Source organism: Mesorhizobium sp. B3-1-6, assembly GCF_006439555.1.
Classification (GTDB): domain Bacteria; phylum Pseudomonadota; class Alphaproteobacteria; order Rhizobiales; family Rhizobiaceae; genus Mesorhizobium.
In genome coordinates this window covers 22,032-34,643 of record NZ_VFTM01000040.1, presented here as the reverse complement: position 1 = coordinate 34,643, position 12,612 = coordinate 22,032, and the positions used below count along the sequence as shown (strand labels likewise).

General features: G+C 64.3%; 17 protein-coding genes. 5 read left to right on the top strand and 12 right to left on the bottom strand.

Annotated elements, in window-relative coordinates; all coding sequences use genetic code 11:
* Positions 1-17: 17 nt before the first annotated feature.
* Entirely contained in the window at positions 18-1,427 is a 1,410-nt protein-coding gene (locus FJ414_RS27465; RefSeq protein ID WP_140647504.1) for a PLP-dependent aminotransferase family protein, read from the bottom strand.
* Positions 1,428-1,518: 91 nt separating this feature from the next.
* Between FJ414_RS27465 and FJ414_RS27460 the strand changes: the two genes are divergently transcribed.
* Positions 1,519-1,767, top strand: coding sequence for a DUF1127 domain-containing protein (locus FJ414_RS27460; RefSeq protein ID WP_140647525.1), 249 nt, complete (start codon positions 1,519-1,521; stop codon positions 1,765-1,767).
* A 3-nt stretch (positions 1,768-1,770) separates the two neighbouring features.
* Here FJ414_RS27460 and FJ414_RS27455 read toward each other — a convergent pair whose 3' ends face one another.
* The 5 genes from FJ414_RS27455 to purC all read right to left on the bottom strand — a co-directional run bounded on the left by FJ414_RS27455 (position 1,771) and on the right by purC (position 4,666).
* Entirely contained in the window at positions 1,771-2,433 is a 663-nt protein-coding gene (locus FJ414_RS27455) for a Pr6Pr family membrane protein (RefSeq protein ID WP_140647503.1), read from the bottom strand.
* 7 nt (positions 2,434-2,440) lie between these two features.
* Positions 2,441-2,851, bottom strand: coding sequence for a hypothetical protein (locus tag FJ414_RS27450; RefSeq protein ID WP_140647502.1), 411 nt, complete (start codon positions 2,849-2,851; stop codon positions 2,441-2,443).
* A gap of 40 nt (positions 2,852-2,891) precedes the next feature.
* Positions 2,892-3,560 (bottom strand): phosphoribosylformylglycinamidine synthase subunit PurQ, encoded by a 669-nt coding sequence (gene purQ / locus FJ414_RS27445; protein ID WP_140647501.1) that lies wholly within the window; start codon positions 3,558-3,560, stop codon positions 2,892-2,894.
* Between the two features lies 1 nt (position 3,561).
* The gene (gene purS, locus FJ414_RS27440; RefSeq protein ID WP_140647500.1) at positions 3,562-3,801 is read right to left on the bottom strand and encodes a phosphoribosylformylglycinamidine synthase subunit PurS; all 240 of its coding nucleotides are present in this window, start codon (positions 3,799-3,801) and stop codon (positions 3,562-3,564) included.
* Between the two features lie 70 nt (positions 3,802-3,871).
* Entirely contained in the window at positions 3,872-4,666 is a 795-nt protein-coding gene (gene purC, locus FJ414_RS27435) for a phosphoribosylaminoimidazolesuccinocarboxamide synthase (RefSeq protein WP_040995384.1), read from the bottom strand.
* A gap of 274 nt (positions 4,667-4,940) precedes the next feature.
* Here purC and FJ414_RS27430 point away from each other — a divergent pair, with 274 nt between their 5' ends.
* Positions 4,941-5,261 carry a DUF1476 domain-containing protein gene (locus FJ414_RS27430; protein WP_140647499.1) on the top strand — a complete coding sequence of 107 codons (321 nt, stop codon included), beginning with the start codon at positions 4,941-4,943 and terminating at the stop codon, positions 5,259-5,261.
* Between the two features lie 2 nt (positions 5,262-5,263).
* Here the strand turns inward: FJ414_RS27430 and FJ414_RS27425 are convergent, their stop codons facing one another.
* The gene (locus FJ414_RS27425) at positions 5,264-5,491 is read right to left on the bottom strand and encodes a hypothetical protein (protein WP_140647498.1); all 228 of its coding nucleotides are present in this window, start codon (positions 5,489-5,491) and stop codon (positions 5,264-5,266) included.
* On the opposite strand from FJ414_RS27425, the gene FJ414_RS27420 reads away from it, so the two are divergent.
* Positions 5,481-6,254 (top strand): HpcH/HpaI aldolase/citrate lyase family protein, encoded by a 774-nt coding sequence (locus tag FJ414_RS27420; RefSeq protein ID WP_040981238.1) that lies wholly within the window; start codon positions 5,481-5,483, stop codon positions 6,252-6,254. The two genes, FJ414_RS27425 and FJ414_RS27420, sit on opposite strands and share 11 nt — an antisense overlap.
* A gap of 7 nt (positions 6,255-6,261) precedes the next feature.
* Here the strand turns inward: FJ414_RS27420 and FJ414_RS27415 are convergent, their stop codons facing one another.
* The gene (locus FJ414_RS27415) at positions 6,262-6,819 is read right to left on the bottom strand and encodes an alpha/beta hydrolase (RefSeq protein WP_140647497.1); all 558 of its coding nucleotides are present in this window, start codon (positions 6,817-6,819) and stop codon (positions 6,262-6,264) included.
* A gap of 193 nt (positions 6,820-7,012) precedes the next feature.
* On the opposite strand from FJ414_RS27415, the gene FJ414_RS27410 reads away from it, so the two are divergent.
* Positions 7,013-7,825 carry a VOC family protein gene (locus FJ414_RS27410; RefSeq protein WP_140647496.1) on the top strand — a complete coding sequence of 271 codons (813 nt, stop codon included), beginning with the start codon at positions 7,013-7,015 and terminating at the stop codon, positions 7,823-7,825.
* A gap of 189 nt (positions 7,826-8,014) precedes the next feature.
* Here the strand turns inward: FJ414_RS27410 and purB are convergent, their stop codons facing one another.
* Positions 8,015-9,322, bottom strand: a complete 1,308-nt coding sequence (gene purB, locus FJ414_RS27405; protein WP_140647495.1) for an adenylosuccinate lyase — start codon at positions 9,320-9,322, stop codon at positions 8,015-8,017.
* 62 nt (positions 9,323-9,384) lie between these two features.
* Positions 9,385-9,798 (bottom strand): hypothetical protein, encoded by a 414-nt coding sequence (locus tag FJ414_RS27400; RefSeq protein WP_140647494.1) that lies wholly within the window; start codon positions 9,796-9,798, stop codon positions 9,385-9,387.
* A gap of 308 nt (positions 9,799-10,106) precedes the next feature.
* Between FJ414_RS27400 and FJ414_RS27395 the strand changes: the two genes are divergently transcribed.
* A complete protein-coding gene (locus FJ414_RS27395; RefSeq protein WP_140647493.1) occupies positions 10,107-10,364 on the top strand; it encodes a DUF2171 domain-containing protein in 258 nt (85 codons plus the stop codon).
* Positions 10,365-10,371: 7 nt separating this feature from the next.
* Here the strand turns inward: FJ414_RS27395 and FJ414_RS27390 are convergent, their stop codons facing one another.
* Both FJ414_RS27390 and FJ414_RS27385 read right to left on the bottom strand, forming a co-directional pair.
* Positions 10,372-11,388, bottom strand: coding sequence for a P1 family peptidase (locus FJ414_RS27390; RefSeq protein ID WP_140647492.1), 1,017 nt, complete (start codon positions 11,386-11,388; stop codon positions 10,372-10,374).
* Positions 11,388-12,473 carry an ABC transporter substrate-binding protein gene (locus FJ414_RS27385; protein ID WP_140647491.1) on the bottom strand — a complete coding sequence of 362 codons (1,086 nt, stop codon included), beginning with the start codon at positions 12,471-12,473 and terminating at the stop codon, positions 11,388-11,390. The genes FJ414_RS27390 and FJ414_RS27385 overlap by 1 nt, the downstream gene beginning before the upstream one ends.
* Between the last annotated feature and the right edge of the window lie 139 nt (positions 12,474-12,612).

Sequence of the window (12,612 nt, the reverse complement as noted above, 5' to 3'; positions counted from 1 at the left end):
AGAGCTCGCCAGCTTGATCAGGAAAAACTGTCGTAGCCGGCGCGGCCTTCGTCGAGCAGGCGGCGGATGACGGCGACGCCGCCGGCGACATCCTCGCGCCGCCTCGGCTGCGAAATACCGAAGCGCACGCCGTGGAAGACCTGCTCGGAACGGCCGGCCTTGAATTCGTCCTCGTCGTCGATGAGCAGGCCTTGCGCTAGGCAGGCGTTCTTGAAGGTGCCGGACAGCCACGGGTCCGGTAAGGTCAGCCAGACGAAGGGCACGTTGTCCCTTGCCTTGATGTCGAACCCCGCCAGCACGTCGCGCACGATGGCGAGGCGCGCCTGGATTTCGGCGATGCCGCGCTTGCGGATCTCGCCCGCCTGGCCCGACGTCACCAGCCTTGCGCCGACCTCGGCCAGCAGGAAAGGCAGGCCGCCGGTCATCATCTTGTGGGCGACGCGGATGCGGTGGCGATAGGCCGGCGGGCAGGAAAGCCAGCCGCCGCGCACGCCTGCGGCGACGGATTTGGACAAGCCGCCGGCGACGATGGTGCGCTCCGGCGCATATTCGGCCAGCAGCGGCGTCGGGTCGTCGGTGAGCTCGCCGTAAAGATCGTCCTCGATCAGCGCGACATTGTACTCGCGCGCAATCTTCGCGATCGCCTGCCGCCGCTCCGCCGACAGGGTCACCAGCGTCGGGTTCTTCGCGGTCGGCATCAGGAACATCAGCTTTGGATGTTTCTGCGCGCAGACGCGCTCGAAATCATCCGGGTCGATACCGTTGTCGTCGGTCGAAACCAGCGCGATGCGGCGCCCGATCAGCCCCGCGCTGCGCGCGATCTGCGAATAGGTGAGGTGCTCGAAGACGACATAGTCGCCGGGCATGGTCAGCGCCGCGATCGCCGCCATGACCGCGGCGTGGGTGCCCAGCGTCGGCACGATCGAATCGGGCGAGGGGCGGAAGGCATTGCGTGCCAGCCAGCGGCTTCCGGCTTCGTACCAGCGTTCGGGAAAATCCCGCGTATAGCTCGAAATGTCGTGCGGATGCTCCTGCGCCGTGCGCGCCAGCAGGTCGGCAATCACTGCGCCCTGGCCGACATCGGGCGCGGCGGTGCTGTCGAAGCGCAGCTTGCCGCTCGGCGCGTCGATGGGGCGTGTGCCCTGGATGGCAGGTTCCAAATCCGGCTTCGGGTCTGCGGTGCGCTGACCGAGCACATAGGTGCCGCGACCGACCTCGCCACTCACCAGACCGCGTTCGCGCAGCAGCTGATAGGCCCTGCCGATGGTGCCGACGGTCGTGCCGATGTCATAGGCGAGGTCGCGCTGCGGCGGCAGTTTTGCACCGGCATCGATGACGCCCTTGTCGATATCTGACTCAATGCTGTCAGCCAGACGCTGATAGAGCGGACCGGAGCCAGAGGAAAGATCGGGGAGCCAATTTGTCATGGTGACAATTTTCTATATTGCGCCGCCCGATGAGTCAATTCATATCGATCTCGCGATTGGTAAGGTACAATCTGAACAAGGCAGAATGACAATGGATACAATCGAGACAATTCGCTACGCTCGCCCGGCCGTTGGCGCGCAGGCCGAGCCCTTGGCCCATCGCGGCTTCGTTGGTCGCCTGGTGGTTGTGCTCCGTTCCATCGCGAGGCAGATCGACCGCATGCTCGAACGTCGGCGCGGCCGCCTTGCGCTGCTGGAGATGACGGACGAGCAGCTCAAGGATATCGGCGTCTCGCGCTGCGACGCCCATCGCGAAGGCATCCGGGCGTTCTGGGAGTGATGCCTATCGGCGGCTCGATTGGATGCCGGTTGCGGGCTTTCCCCGCAACCGGCCGATGCCGTGATCGATTAGCACGGCAAGCACGCTCAATCCGATGAATAACGCCGTGACGCCCAGGGCCGAAACGGCGACGCTGGCCGCGCCGTTCTTGGCGACGTCGAGGAACGGATAAGGTACTTCGCCGGCGAAGGGCGCGCGTATCAGCGCGTAGGCGAGATAGGCGACCGGGTAGATCATCCACCAGGCGATGTCGCTCCACTGCCGCCTGCCATCGGCGCCCGCCACCAGCCACCACAGCACGAACATCGCCGGCGTCACATAGTGCAAAAGGACGTCGCAGAGCAGGAACAAACCCTGCGGCTGCCAGAGCCTCGCCAGAACCGTGGCGTAGACAATGAAAACCAGAGTTATGGCCACCGCCACGCCGGCCCGCATCCGCTGCCCGGCAAAGGCCGGAAACCAGGCATAGCCGGCGGGTGACAGCAGCGAAGCGTGCACCATCACCGCCGCGATGTTGGTCAGGATGGTGAAGAAGCTGAAATAGAAGACGATCGAGCCGAGCAAGCCACGTCCTGCGGCCATGGATGCCGGCATGGTGATGGCGAATTGCAGGACAAGCGCAATCAGCCCGACAACCAGCCCCGCGATCTGCAGGAACCGGCCCATCGCAACCTCACACGGCAGCCGCGCAGGACGGATTGCCGGCCTGCCAGCGGGCGACGTCAGAGCCGATGCGCGCGCCGAGCGGCTCATTCATCAGCGGCCCGAACACATCGACACGGTTGGAATTGCCTTGCGCCTGCACGACCAGCAGCGGTTTGCCGCCATAGTGCTTGGCGGGCACCAGCAGGAAGCGCGGCGTGCCGCTGTAGGAATTGAGCTCGTTGGCCATCTGGTAGGCCTTGAAGGCCGGATCCTTGCTGGCGATCCAGCATTTGTGCGCGGCGATCGCGACCTGCTCCATGGCAAGCAGAGAGGCGCTCTTGCCTGAGGGAACCGGCGTTGTCTTGGGGCTGGACTGGCAGGAAGCCAAGGTGAGCCCGGCGACGGCCAGGAGAGCAAGGCGAGCAATCGTCAGTCTCATGATCAGTCCGCCCCCCGCGTTCCGATAGGATGTTAAAGGATCAAGCCGCGATGCCGAGCGCGCTCTCGAACAGCGCCCGCCCGTCATTGCCGCCATGCGCCGCTTCGATCAGGTTCTCGGGATGCGGCATCAGGCCGAGCACGTTGCCGTTGTCGTTGACGATGCCGGCGATGTCGTTGATCGAGCCATTGGGATTAGTGCCTTCGGCATAGCGGAACACCACCTGGCCTTCGCCTTCGAGGCGGGCCAGCGTCTCGGCGTCGGCGAAGTAGTTGCCGTCATGGTGCGCGACCGGCGAGCGGATCACCTGACCCGGCCGGTAGCCGCGGGTGAACATGGTGTTGGCGTTGGCGATCTCAAGCTTCACCTGCCGGCAGACGAATTTCAGCGACGCATTGCGCATCAACGCGCCGGGCAGCAGCCCCGCCTCGACCAGGATCTGGAAGCCGTTGCAGACGCCGACGACGGTCACGCCCTTGGCGGCCTTTTCGGCGACCGCACGCATCACCGGCATGCGCGCCGCGATCGCGCCGCAGCGCAGATAATCACCGAAGGAGAAGCCGCCGGGGATGGCGATCAGATCGACATCGGGGATTTCCGTGTCGGTCTGCCAGACGGTCGCTGGCGCCTGGCCGGAAATCTTGGTCAGCGCCGCGATCATGTCGCGGTCGCGGTTGAGGCCAGGCAGGAGGACGACGGCTGATTTCATTTCAGGCAATCTCCACCGCGTAATTCTCGATCACCGTGTTCGCCAGAAGCTTGTCGCACATGGCCTTGAGGTCGGCTTCGGCCTTGGCCTTGTCGGCTCCGGTGAGCTCGATGTCGAACACCTTGCCCTGGCGCACCTGGCCGACGCCGTCGAAGCCAAGCCCGGAGAGCGCGTGCTCGATCGCCTTGCCCTGCGGGTCGAGGACGCCGTTCTTGAGGGTCACGGTGATACGGGCTTTCATCGATACTCCTGGGCAGGTCGTCGTTTGGCAAAAGGCCTGCCATTGTCTGGCAGGGCAGGCCCCTCAGTACTTAGTGCTTCAGGCCCTTGGGCGCCTCGGAGGAAGCGACGAGCACGGGACCCGTCGGGCGCGGCGGCTCGTTCTCGTTGATGATGCCGAGACGGCGGGCAACTTCCTGATAGGCTTCGACCAGGCCGCCCATGTCGCGGCGGAAACGGTCCTTGTCGAGCTTGTCCTGTGTGGCGACGTCCCACAGCCGGCAGGAATCCGGCGAGATCTCGTCGGCGACGACGATGCGCATCATGTCGCCCTCGAACAGGCGGCCGCATTCGATCTTGAAGTCGACGAGTTGGATGCCGACGCCGAGGAACAGGCCGGAGAGGAAGTCGTTGACGCGGATGGCCAAGGCCATGATGTCGTCGATTTCCTGCGGGCTTGCCCAGCCGAAGGCGGTGATGTGCTCTTCCGACACCATCGGGTCGTCGAGCGCGTCGGCCTTGTAGTAGAATTCGATGATCGAGCGCGGCAGCACCGTGCCTTCCTCGATGCCGAGGCGCTTGGACAGCGAGCCGGCGGCGACATTGCGCACCACGACCTCGAGCGGAATGATCTCGACTTCCTTGATCAGCTGCTCGCGCATGTTGAGCCGGCGGATGAAATGGGTCGGGATGCCCATCCGGTTCAAGTGGTTGAAGATGTGCTCGGAAATGCGGTTGTTGAGCACGCCCTTGCCATCGACCACCTCATGCTTCTTCTTGTTGAAGGCGGTGGCATCGTCCTTGAAAAACTGGATCAGCGTCCCCGGCTCAGGTCCCTCATAGAGGATCTTGGCCTTGCCTTCGTAGATGCGGCGGCGATTTTTCATCTGATTTTTTCTCTGGATCTGCGGGCAGGGGCAAAGTGACCAGTTCCTGTCCGTTTGCCTAAGTTAGTATGGCGAAGGCGGCGTTCAATGCCGGTGTTATCGCAATCGTCCTGTTTGCTCAATCGGCAAATCCCGCGAATCAACCGCTTTCGGAACCGAAATGCCGCAGCGCAGCATGCGACGAAGCATATTGACCGGCTCGCGGCCTTTTGGTTTGTGCTTGCCCATCACACATATTCATCGCCAAGCGAATCGGATTGATCGGAGGGACGTCATGAGCAGCATGAAAGACCGCGAAGAGGGCTTCGAGCGCAAATTCGCCTTCGACGAGGAACTTCGCTTCAAGGCCGCGGCGCGCCGCAACAAGGCGCTGGGGCTGTGGGCCGCCGAGAAACTCGGCAAATCCGGCGCCGATGCCGAAGCCTATGCCAAGGAAGTGGTGGTCTCCGATATCGAGGAAGCGGGCGACCATGATGTCTTCCGCAAGATCCGCAAGGATTTCGATGCCGCCGGCGTCGCTCAGTCCGACCACCAGATCCGCCGCACCATGGACGAACTGATGGCGCAGGCGATCGAGCAGATCAAGAATAGCTGAGGCTATGTGGGCATGATGTCGCCGGAAAACCGCTTCACGCCTCTCGCCATCATGCCTATCTCCTTGTTTTTACGCAATTCCGGACGGAAAACCGTTACACACTTTTCCTGGAATTTGCTCTGACTGGACCAATCGACCGCCCGGCCAAACCGGGCGGTTTTTCTTTGCCTTAGCGTCGTTTCCAGCCGAAACTGCGGATTGTTAACAAGGAAAGTTCCGATGTCGCTCAAGTCCCGCCTGGCCGCCGACGAAACGCTGTTCACCGCATGGTCGGGCGTGCCGGATGCGCTGACGGTCGAGATCATCGCCAAGCAGGGTTTCGATGCGGTCACCCTCGACATGCAGCATGGCGGCCATCATGAGGACAGCGTGCTGCGCGGCCTGGTGCCGGTGCTGGCCGCCAACAAGCCGGCGCTGGTGCGCATTCCGGTCGGGCGCTTTGACATGGCGAGCCGCGCGCTCGATTTCGGGGCCGAGGCGGTGATCGCGCCGATGGTGAACTCCGTGGCCGATGCAAGGCAGTTCGCCGCCGCGATGAAATACCCGCCGCTGGGCGAGCGTTCCTGGGGGCCGACCTATGCCTTCCCGCGCCACGGCAAGGGCGACCATGCCGAATGGCTGCGCGATACGAACCAGCGCACCATGGCTTTCGCGATGGTCGAAACGCGGGCGGCCCTCGAGGCGCTGGACGGTATTCTGGATACGCCGGGCATCGACGGCATCTTCGTCGGCCCGTCGGATTTCTCGATCGCCTGGTCGAACGGCGCCACGGTCAGTTCGACGCTGGAAAGCATGATGGAGACGGTCGCGTCGATCGCCGAGCGGACACGCAAGGCCGGCAAGCATGCCGCGATCTATGTCATCGAACCGGCGATCGCCGGGCGCGTCGTTTCGATGGGCTTCCGGCTGCTCGCCATGGGCTCGGACCACACGCTGATTTCACTCGGCGCGAAAACGCTGTTGAAGAGCATGCGGGATTCGATCGGCTCCTAGACGCCGATCAGGGTTCTTTCAGTTCCGTCAGGAATTTGGCGAAAGTCATCGAACCCTCGGGCCAGGGGCCGAAGCCCGCGTCGTGGTTGAGATGGCCGGCCTCACCGGCGTCGATGAAGAGCGATCCCCAGGCGGCGGCAATGTCCTCGGCGACCTCGAAAGCGCAAAACGGATCGTTGCGGCTGGCGATCACGATGGACGGAAAGGGCAGCGGATCGCGCGAATAAGGGCCAAAGGTCATCAGATGTTTCGGCCTGATTTCCGGATTGGAGACATCCGGCGGCGCGACGAAGAAGGCGCCCGCGACCGGCTTCTTGAATTGCGAGATGGCCTGCACCGCGGCCGCGACGCCAAGCGAGTGCGCTACGAGAACCACCGGCCGCTCGGCCTCGTTGACGGCGTTCGCTACGCTCGCCGTCCAGTCCTCGCGCACGGGCTTGGTCCATTCCGCCTGCTCGACACGGCGCGCCGTCGACAGTTTCGACTGCCAGCGGGTCTGCCAATGCTCGGGACCGGAATTGGTGTAGCCCGGCACGATCAGAATATCTGCGTCTTTGACTTTCATGGCGCCGATGTAGCGAGCGGTCTTCTCGGCTGCAACCCTGTCGCCTATATCGGCGTGATCACAATTGTGAACAACTTGTTCGACTCTTGCCCTCTTGTGTGAACGATCGCAATCGACGATTTGGAGGGGGAAGAAGAGGTGGCGGCCTGCAAATCCCATTTCGGGAAGAGGCGACGCCCGAACGGAGAGTTTGATGAGCGAACTGCCTTTTGCCGCGACCACCCCGGTCAGCGTTTCGCGTGTCGGGCTGAAGGCGCAGGACGCCGAGAGCCTTGCCTCCTATTATCGCGCGGTCGTCGGCCTGCAGGAACTGAGCCGCGCCGATGGCGCGATCACGCTCGGCGCCGCCAACCGGCCGCTGCTGGTGCTTGAACAGGATTCTTCGGCCAAGCCGGACGATCCGCGCAGCGCCGGGCTTTTCCACACCGCTTTCCTTTTGCCATCGCGCGCCGATCTTGGCCGCTGGATCAGCCACGCCGCCGCCAGCCGCATCGGTATCGAGGGCGCTTCCGACCATTTGGTCAGCGAGGCGCTTTACCTGACCGACCCGGAGGGCAATGGCATCGAGATCTATGCGGATCGCCGCCCGCAAGACTGGAAGTGGAACGGCGACAAGATCGCCATGGCGACCGAGCGGCTGAACCTGCCGGCGGTGGTGGGCAGCGTGCCGGCGGGCGATGCCGGCTGGCAGGGCGCGCCGGAAAACACCATTGTCGGCCACGTTCACCTGCGCGTCGGCCGGCCGGAAGATGCCGAAGCCTGGTGGCATGACCAGTTCGGCTTCGACACCGTCGCCAAATATGGCGGCCAGGCGGTGTTCCTGTCGTCCGGCCATTACCACCATCATATCGGCGCCAATGCCTGGCAGAGCGCTGGCGCCGGCCGCCGCGACCCCTCCCGCTCCGGCCTCGCCTGGGTAGAGATGCGCTCGGACAATGTGAAGGAAGAGACGAGCCGAGAGGACCCGTGGGGCACGGTGATCAGGGCTGTGCCAGGGAAGGCTTGATCAGGCGTTGGTGACAGCGTCTTTCTCCCCGTCACTATACGGGGAGAAATGCCCGGCAGGGCAATGAGGGGCAGCGCCGGCGTCAGGATGTTTCACGACAGACGGGTGCGATAGTCACCGAAGTCGGCGCCGCCCCTCATCCGCCCTTCGGGCACCTTCTCCCCGTATAGAGACGGGGCGAAGGAAAGATCAAGCTTCCCCGAACACCCGCTTGAAGATCGTGTCGACATGCTTGGTGTGATAGCCGAGATCGAATTTCTCGCGGATATCTGCTTCAGATAGCGCGGCCGTCACGTCCTTGTCGGCCAGCAGTTCCTCGAGGAAATCGGCGCCGTGTTCCCAGACCTTCATGGCGTTGCGCTGCACCAGGCGGTAGGAGTCCTCGCGCGACAGGCCGGCCTGGGTCAGCGCCAGCAGCACGCGCTGCGAGTGCACCAGCCCGCGGAACTTGTTGAGGTTCTTCTCCATGTTCTCGGGGTAGACGAGCAGCTTGTCGACGACGCCGGTAAGGCGCGCCAGCGCGAAGTCCAGCGTCACCGTCGCGTCCGGCCCGATCATGCGCTCGACCGAGGAATGCGAAATGTCGCGCTCGTGCCAGAGCGCCACGTCTTCCATGGCCGGCAGCGCCATCGAACGCACCATGCGGGCAAGGCCGGTGAGGTTCTCGGTCAGCACCGGGTTGCGCTTGTGCGGCATCGCCGACGAGCCCTTCTGCCCCGGCGAGAAATACTCTTCCGCTTCCAGCACTTCGGTGCGCTGCAGATGGCGGATCTCGACGGCGAGGCGTTCGACCGAGGAGGCGATGACGCCGAGCGTTGCAAAGAACATGGCGTGGCGGTCGCGCGGGATGACCTGCGTCGATACCGGCTCCGGCTTCAGCCCAAGCTTTGCCGCCACATGCTCTTCGACATAAGGCTCGATGTTGGCGAAAGTGCCGACCGCGCCGGAAATGGCGCAGGTGGCGATGTCCTCCCGCGCATGCACCAGCCGCTCGCGGCAGCGCGAGAATTCGGCATAGGCCTGCGCCAGCTTGACGCCGAAGGTGGTCGGCTCGGCATGGATGCCGTGGCTGCGGCCGATGGTGACGGTGTCCTTGTGCTCGAAAGCACGGCGCTTCAGCGCCGCGAGCAGGGCGTCGATGTCGGCAAGCAGGATGTCGCTGGCCCGCGTCAACTGCACGGCAAGACAGGTGTCGAGCACGTCCGACGACGTCATGCCCTGGTGGATGAAGCGGGCATCCGGTCCGACGAATTCGGCGAGATGGGTCAGGAAAGCGATGACGTCATGCTTGGTGACGCGCTCGATCTCGTCGATCTTGGCGACGTCGAATTTGGCCGCGCCGCCTTTCTCCCAGATGGTCCTTGCCGCTTCCTTCGGAATGACGCCTAACTCCGCCAGCGCATCGCAGGCATGCGCCTCGATCTCGAACCAGATGCGGAAGCGGGTTTCGGGCGACCAGATGGCGACCATTTCCGGCCGGGAATAGCGAGGGATCATCCGTTTTTTGAGTCCTGATGGGAAAAGCGTTGGCCGCGTCCTAACAGAGGCGGGCCCGATGCTCAACGCCGCTGCCGCGCAAACCAGATACTTGCCACGACAAGCGCTGCAAAACCCAGCGGAAAATAGAGCCGCAGGCCGAGCACGACGAACTGATAGAGCGCGGTCAGCATGGTGAAGGCGGATTCGAACGCCCAGGTCAGCGTGAACGCCGACGCGTGCCATTCGGCATAGTAGGAGCGATATTGCAGCGCGAACAGGCCGCCGGTGAAGGCGAGCGTTGCCGCCAGAAGCGACACGAATGCCGCGGCGAAGGCTGTTTCCCAAAGACGGTCGCAAGAAACCAGTCTGGCCAGCATCAATCCAACCGGGAAGGCAAGCCCGCCGCCAAGACCATAAAGCAGCGCCACGAAACGGATGCTGTCGGGCGTCTCCCAGGCGGCCAGCAGAAGATTTGCCAGCGCACTCGCACCCATGGCGGCGCCCCAGAGCAAAGTTCCAACAACAGCCTCGCTTGCCGACGGAACGGCGGCGCGCAACCGATCTGTGAGACCGCGGCGCAAGGGAACTTGCTGCAGCGGCATCATGGGCAGCAAGCCGTATCGCGCGTCGGGTGACCGGGCAGGCTAGGCGTCACCTGCATGACATCTGTCTCATCAGCGTCATGCCTATCACGACATGGTGAACGAGACGTGCCGTGCGATGCATCCAATCCGGCGTTCATTTGTTATTGTCGGCCGTCTCGCATCCGAAAGGGCAAATCGCCATCCAGTGGAGGACCAGCATGAGCACCGACATCAGCAAGATACGCGGACATATGGAAGTGATCGGCGCCGATGGCGTCCATATCGGCACCGTCGACAAGGTCGAGGGTGACCGGATCAAGCTGACCAGGGCTGACAGCGGCATGGGCTCGCACAAGGGCCATCACCACTACATTTCGCTTGCCCTGGTCGCGGAGATCGACGGGCAGAAGGTATGGCTCTCCGCGAATTCCGATGTCGCGGTCACCTTCGAGGAAGAGAAATCCGATCCGACCTGATTAGCCGTCAACGCGAAGACCAGACCGGAAACAGGTCGCCGTTCGCGGGTGTCGCGGCATATACGCCGCGGCTGATCGCGCGCGCCATGGTCGCGCCGGCCGCCGCGAACAGGTCGATCGCGGCGTCGGCGCCGAGTTCGATGCCGCTCGTGCCGGTCGCCAGCGCAAACACCAGATCGCCGTCGGCCGGCGTATGCGTCGGCCAGATGGCGCGGGCGAAGCCGTCATGCGCCGAGATCGCCAGCCGCTTGGCCGCGGCCTTGGTCATGACGGCGTCCGTGGCGATGACGGCGATGGTGGTGCTGCCGGCTTCCCCATGCCCGCCGACGCGCCTGTCGCGGTATTTCAGCAGGATCTTCCTGGCGTCGTCGGGCATGGGTTCCGGATAACCCAGGCCGCCGAACTCGTCGCCGATCTCGAAGGGTGCTGCCCAAAAATGGCGGCTGCGGCCGACCGTCACCGAGCCGGTCGGGTTGACGGCGGCGAGGGCGCCAATGGTGACGCCGCTGTCGAGCACAGTCGAGGCGGAGCCCAGCCCGCCTTTCAGCCCGGAGCTCAGCGCGCCGGTGCCGGCGCCAGCCGTGCCGATTTCGAAATCCACTGTCGCCGTCTGGACAGCCTCATAGCCGAGGTCGCGATAGGGCGGATAACGGCCCCAATCCTTGTCGCCGCCATTGCGCAGGTCGAACAGGATCGCGGCCGGCACGATCGGCACGCGGAAGCCACCCACCTCGACACCGATGTTTTTCTCGCGCAGCGCCGCCTGCACGCCGGAGGCGGCGTCGAGGCCGAAGGCGGAGCCGCCGGACAGGACGACGGCATGGATCGTCGCGATCGAATTCTGCGGCTCGAGCAGATCGGTCTCGCGCGTGCCCGGCGCGCCGCCCAGCACCTGGAAGCCGGCCACGGCGGGTTCATCGCACAGCACCACCGTGACGCCGGATTTCAACTTGCTATCGGCTGTATTGCCGACACGAAGGCCGGCAACGTCGGTGATGAGGTTGCGCGGTCCGGTGCGGAACATCACTTGTCCTCCAGCGGTACGAAATGCGTGCCGTCGAAGCGGAAGACGCGGAACGGGTTCTGGCTGAGGTCGCCCTTGCCGTCGAAGCGAACGGTGCCGATCGCGGTGGTGAAATCATGGCCGGTCAGCGCATCGGCGAGTGGCTGGCCGGAGCTTTCCGCGCCAGCCAGCGCGGCCTTGGCGACCTCGACCGCCGCATAGGCCGGCAGCGTGTAACCGTCGGGCACGATGTTCTTCGCGGCGAAAGCCTGCACCACGTTGGGATCGGCGACCTCCGACCATTCCGGTGGGGCGATCATCAGTGTGCCGACGGTGTAGGGCACATCGCCCTGCGGCGTACGCAGGTTCTCGCCGCCGGCAAAGGTGATGCCGGCATCGAGCTGGGCGGCGTCGCGGCCCATGATGGCGATGTCGTCGCCGTCGCCGCCGGCGAACACCTTTGTCGCGCCGGCCTTCTTCAGCCGGCCGACCAGTCCGATCTGGTTGTCGAGCTGCGGCCGGAACGTGTCGACGAAGGCAGGTTTCAGCGCCGCCTGCTCGGCCGCGGCGCGAAAGGTCTCGGCCATCTCGCGGCCATAGATGGTGCCGTCGTCGACGATGGCGAACAGGTCGTCGCGCCAGAGCTGGGTGAGCTTGGCGGCGACCGCGTTGCGCTCATCGTCGCCGCGCGGGCCGAGCCGGTAGACCGGCCAGCCGGTCTTGGCGCGCCGGTCGGTCAGGCTTTCGGTGCGCACGCCGACGGTGATCACCGGTATGTTGGCGTCCTTCAGGATCGGCAGCGCGGCTTCGATCGCCTCTGTGCAGAGGAAGCCGACCACGACATTGGCCTTGGCGTCGACGAATTCCCGTGCCGCCGCGGCGCCGCCCTCGGCGGTGCAGGCATCGTCGACGGCCTTGAACGCGATGCCGTTTGCCTCGGCTGCCAGGCCGGCGCCGGCCTCGACCTGCTTGCCGAGGATCGCCGATGGGCCGGAAAGCGGCGCGGCAACGCCGACCAGCGTCTCGGCGTCAGCGTTCGCTGCCAGCCAAAACAACGCGGCTATCGCCGTCGTCAGCGTGGCTATTGTCGTCGTCAGAAGGCGCATTCGGGCGAAGAGGTCCTCCGTGCCGGGCGTATGGTTCCGACACTATTCCAGGAAAGACCTAAAGGCTGGCTAAGCGCCGCGCAACACGCGAATTTGCGGATTGCAGTCAAGCACTTCGCCCGTGCTATGCAACTTGTGG

What these genes read in the sequence shown, in the direction of transcription:
- FJ414_RS27420 (WP_040981238.1), top strand. Translation starts at nt 5,481, where the DNA reads ATGTCGCTCAAGTCCCGCCTGGCCGCCGACGAAACGCTGTTCACCGCA.
- FJ414_RS27410 (WP_140647496.1), top strand. Translation starts at nt 7,013, where the DNA reads ATGAGCGAACTGCCTTTTGCCGCGACCACCCCGGTCAGCGTTTCGCGT.
- FJ414_RS27415 (WP_140647497.1), bottom strand. Translation starts at nt 6,819, where the DNA reads ATGAAAGTCAAAGACGCAGATATTCTGATCGTGCCGGGCTACACCAAT.
- FJ414_RS27430 (WP_140647499.1), top strand. Translation starts at nt 4,941, where the DNA reads ATGAGCAGCATGAAAGACCGCGAAGAGGGCTTCGAGCGCAAATTCGCC.
- purB (WP_140647495.1), bottom strand. Translation starts at nt 9,322, where the DNA reads ATGATCCCTCGCTATTCCCGGCCGGAAATGGTCGCCATCTGGTCGCCC.
- FJ414_RS27460 (WP_140647525.1), top strand. Translation starts at nt 1,519, where the DNA reads ATGGATACAATCGAGACAATTCGCTACGCTCGCCCGGCCGTTGGCGCG.
- purS (WP_140647500.1), bottom strand. Translation starts at nt 3,801, where the DNA reads ATGAAAGCCCGTATCACCGTGACCCTCAAGAACGGCGTCCTCGACCCG.
- FJ414_RS27395 (WP_140647493.1), top strand. Translation starts at nt 10,107, where the DNA reads ATGAGCACCGACATCAGCAAGATACGCGGACATATGGAAGTGATCGGC.
- FJ414_RS27390 (WP_140647492.1), bottom strand. Translation starts at nt 11,388, where the DNA reads ATGTTCCGCACCGGACCGCGCAACCTCATCACCGACGTTGCCGGCCTT.
- FJ414_RS27455 (WP_140647503.1), bottom strand. Translation starts at nt 2,433, where the DNA reads ATGGGCCGGTTCCTGCAGATCGCGGGGCTGGTTGTCGGGCTGATTGCG.
- purQ (WP_140647501.1), bottom strand. Translation starts at nt 3,560, where the DNA reads ATGAAATCAGCCGTCGTCCTCCTGCCTGGCCTCAACCGCGACCGCGAC.
- FJ414_RS27385 (WP_140647491.1), bottom strand. Translation starts at nt 12,473, where the DNA reads ATGCGCCTTCTGACGACGACAATAGCCACGCTGACGACGGCGATAGCC.
- purC (WP_040995384.1), bottom strand. Translation starts at nt 4,666, where the DNA reads ATGAAAAATCGCCGCCGCATCTACGAAGGCAAGGCCAAGATCCTCTAT.
- FJ414_RS27400 (WP_140647494.1), bottom strand. Translation starts at nt 9,798, where the DNA reads ATGGGTGCGAGTGCGCTGGCAAATCTTCTGCTGGCCGCCTGGGAGACG.
- FJ414_RS27465 (WP_140647504.1), bottom strand. Translation starts at nt 1,427, where the DNA reads ATGACAAATTGGCTCCCCGATCTTTCCTCTGGCTCCGGTCCGCTCTAT.
- FJ414_RS27450 (WP_140647502.1), bottom strand. Translation starts at nt 2,851, where the DNA reads ATGAGACTGACGATTGCTCGCCTTGCTCTCCTGGCCGTCGCCGGGCTC.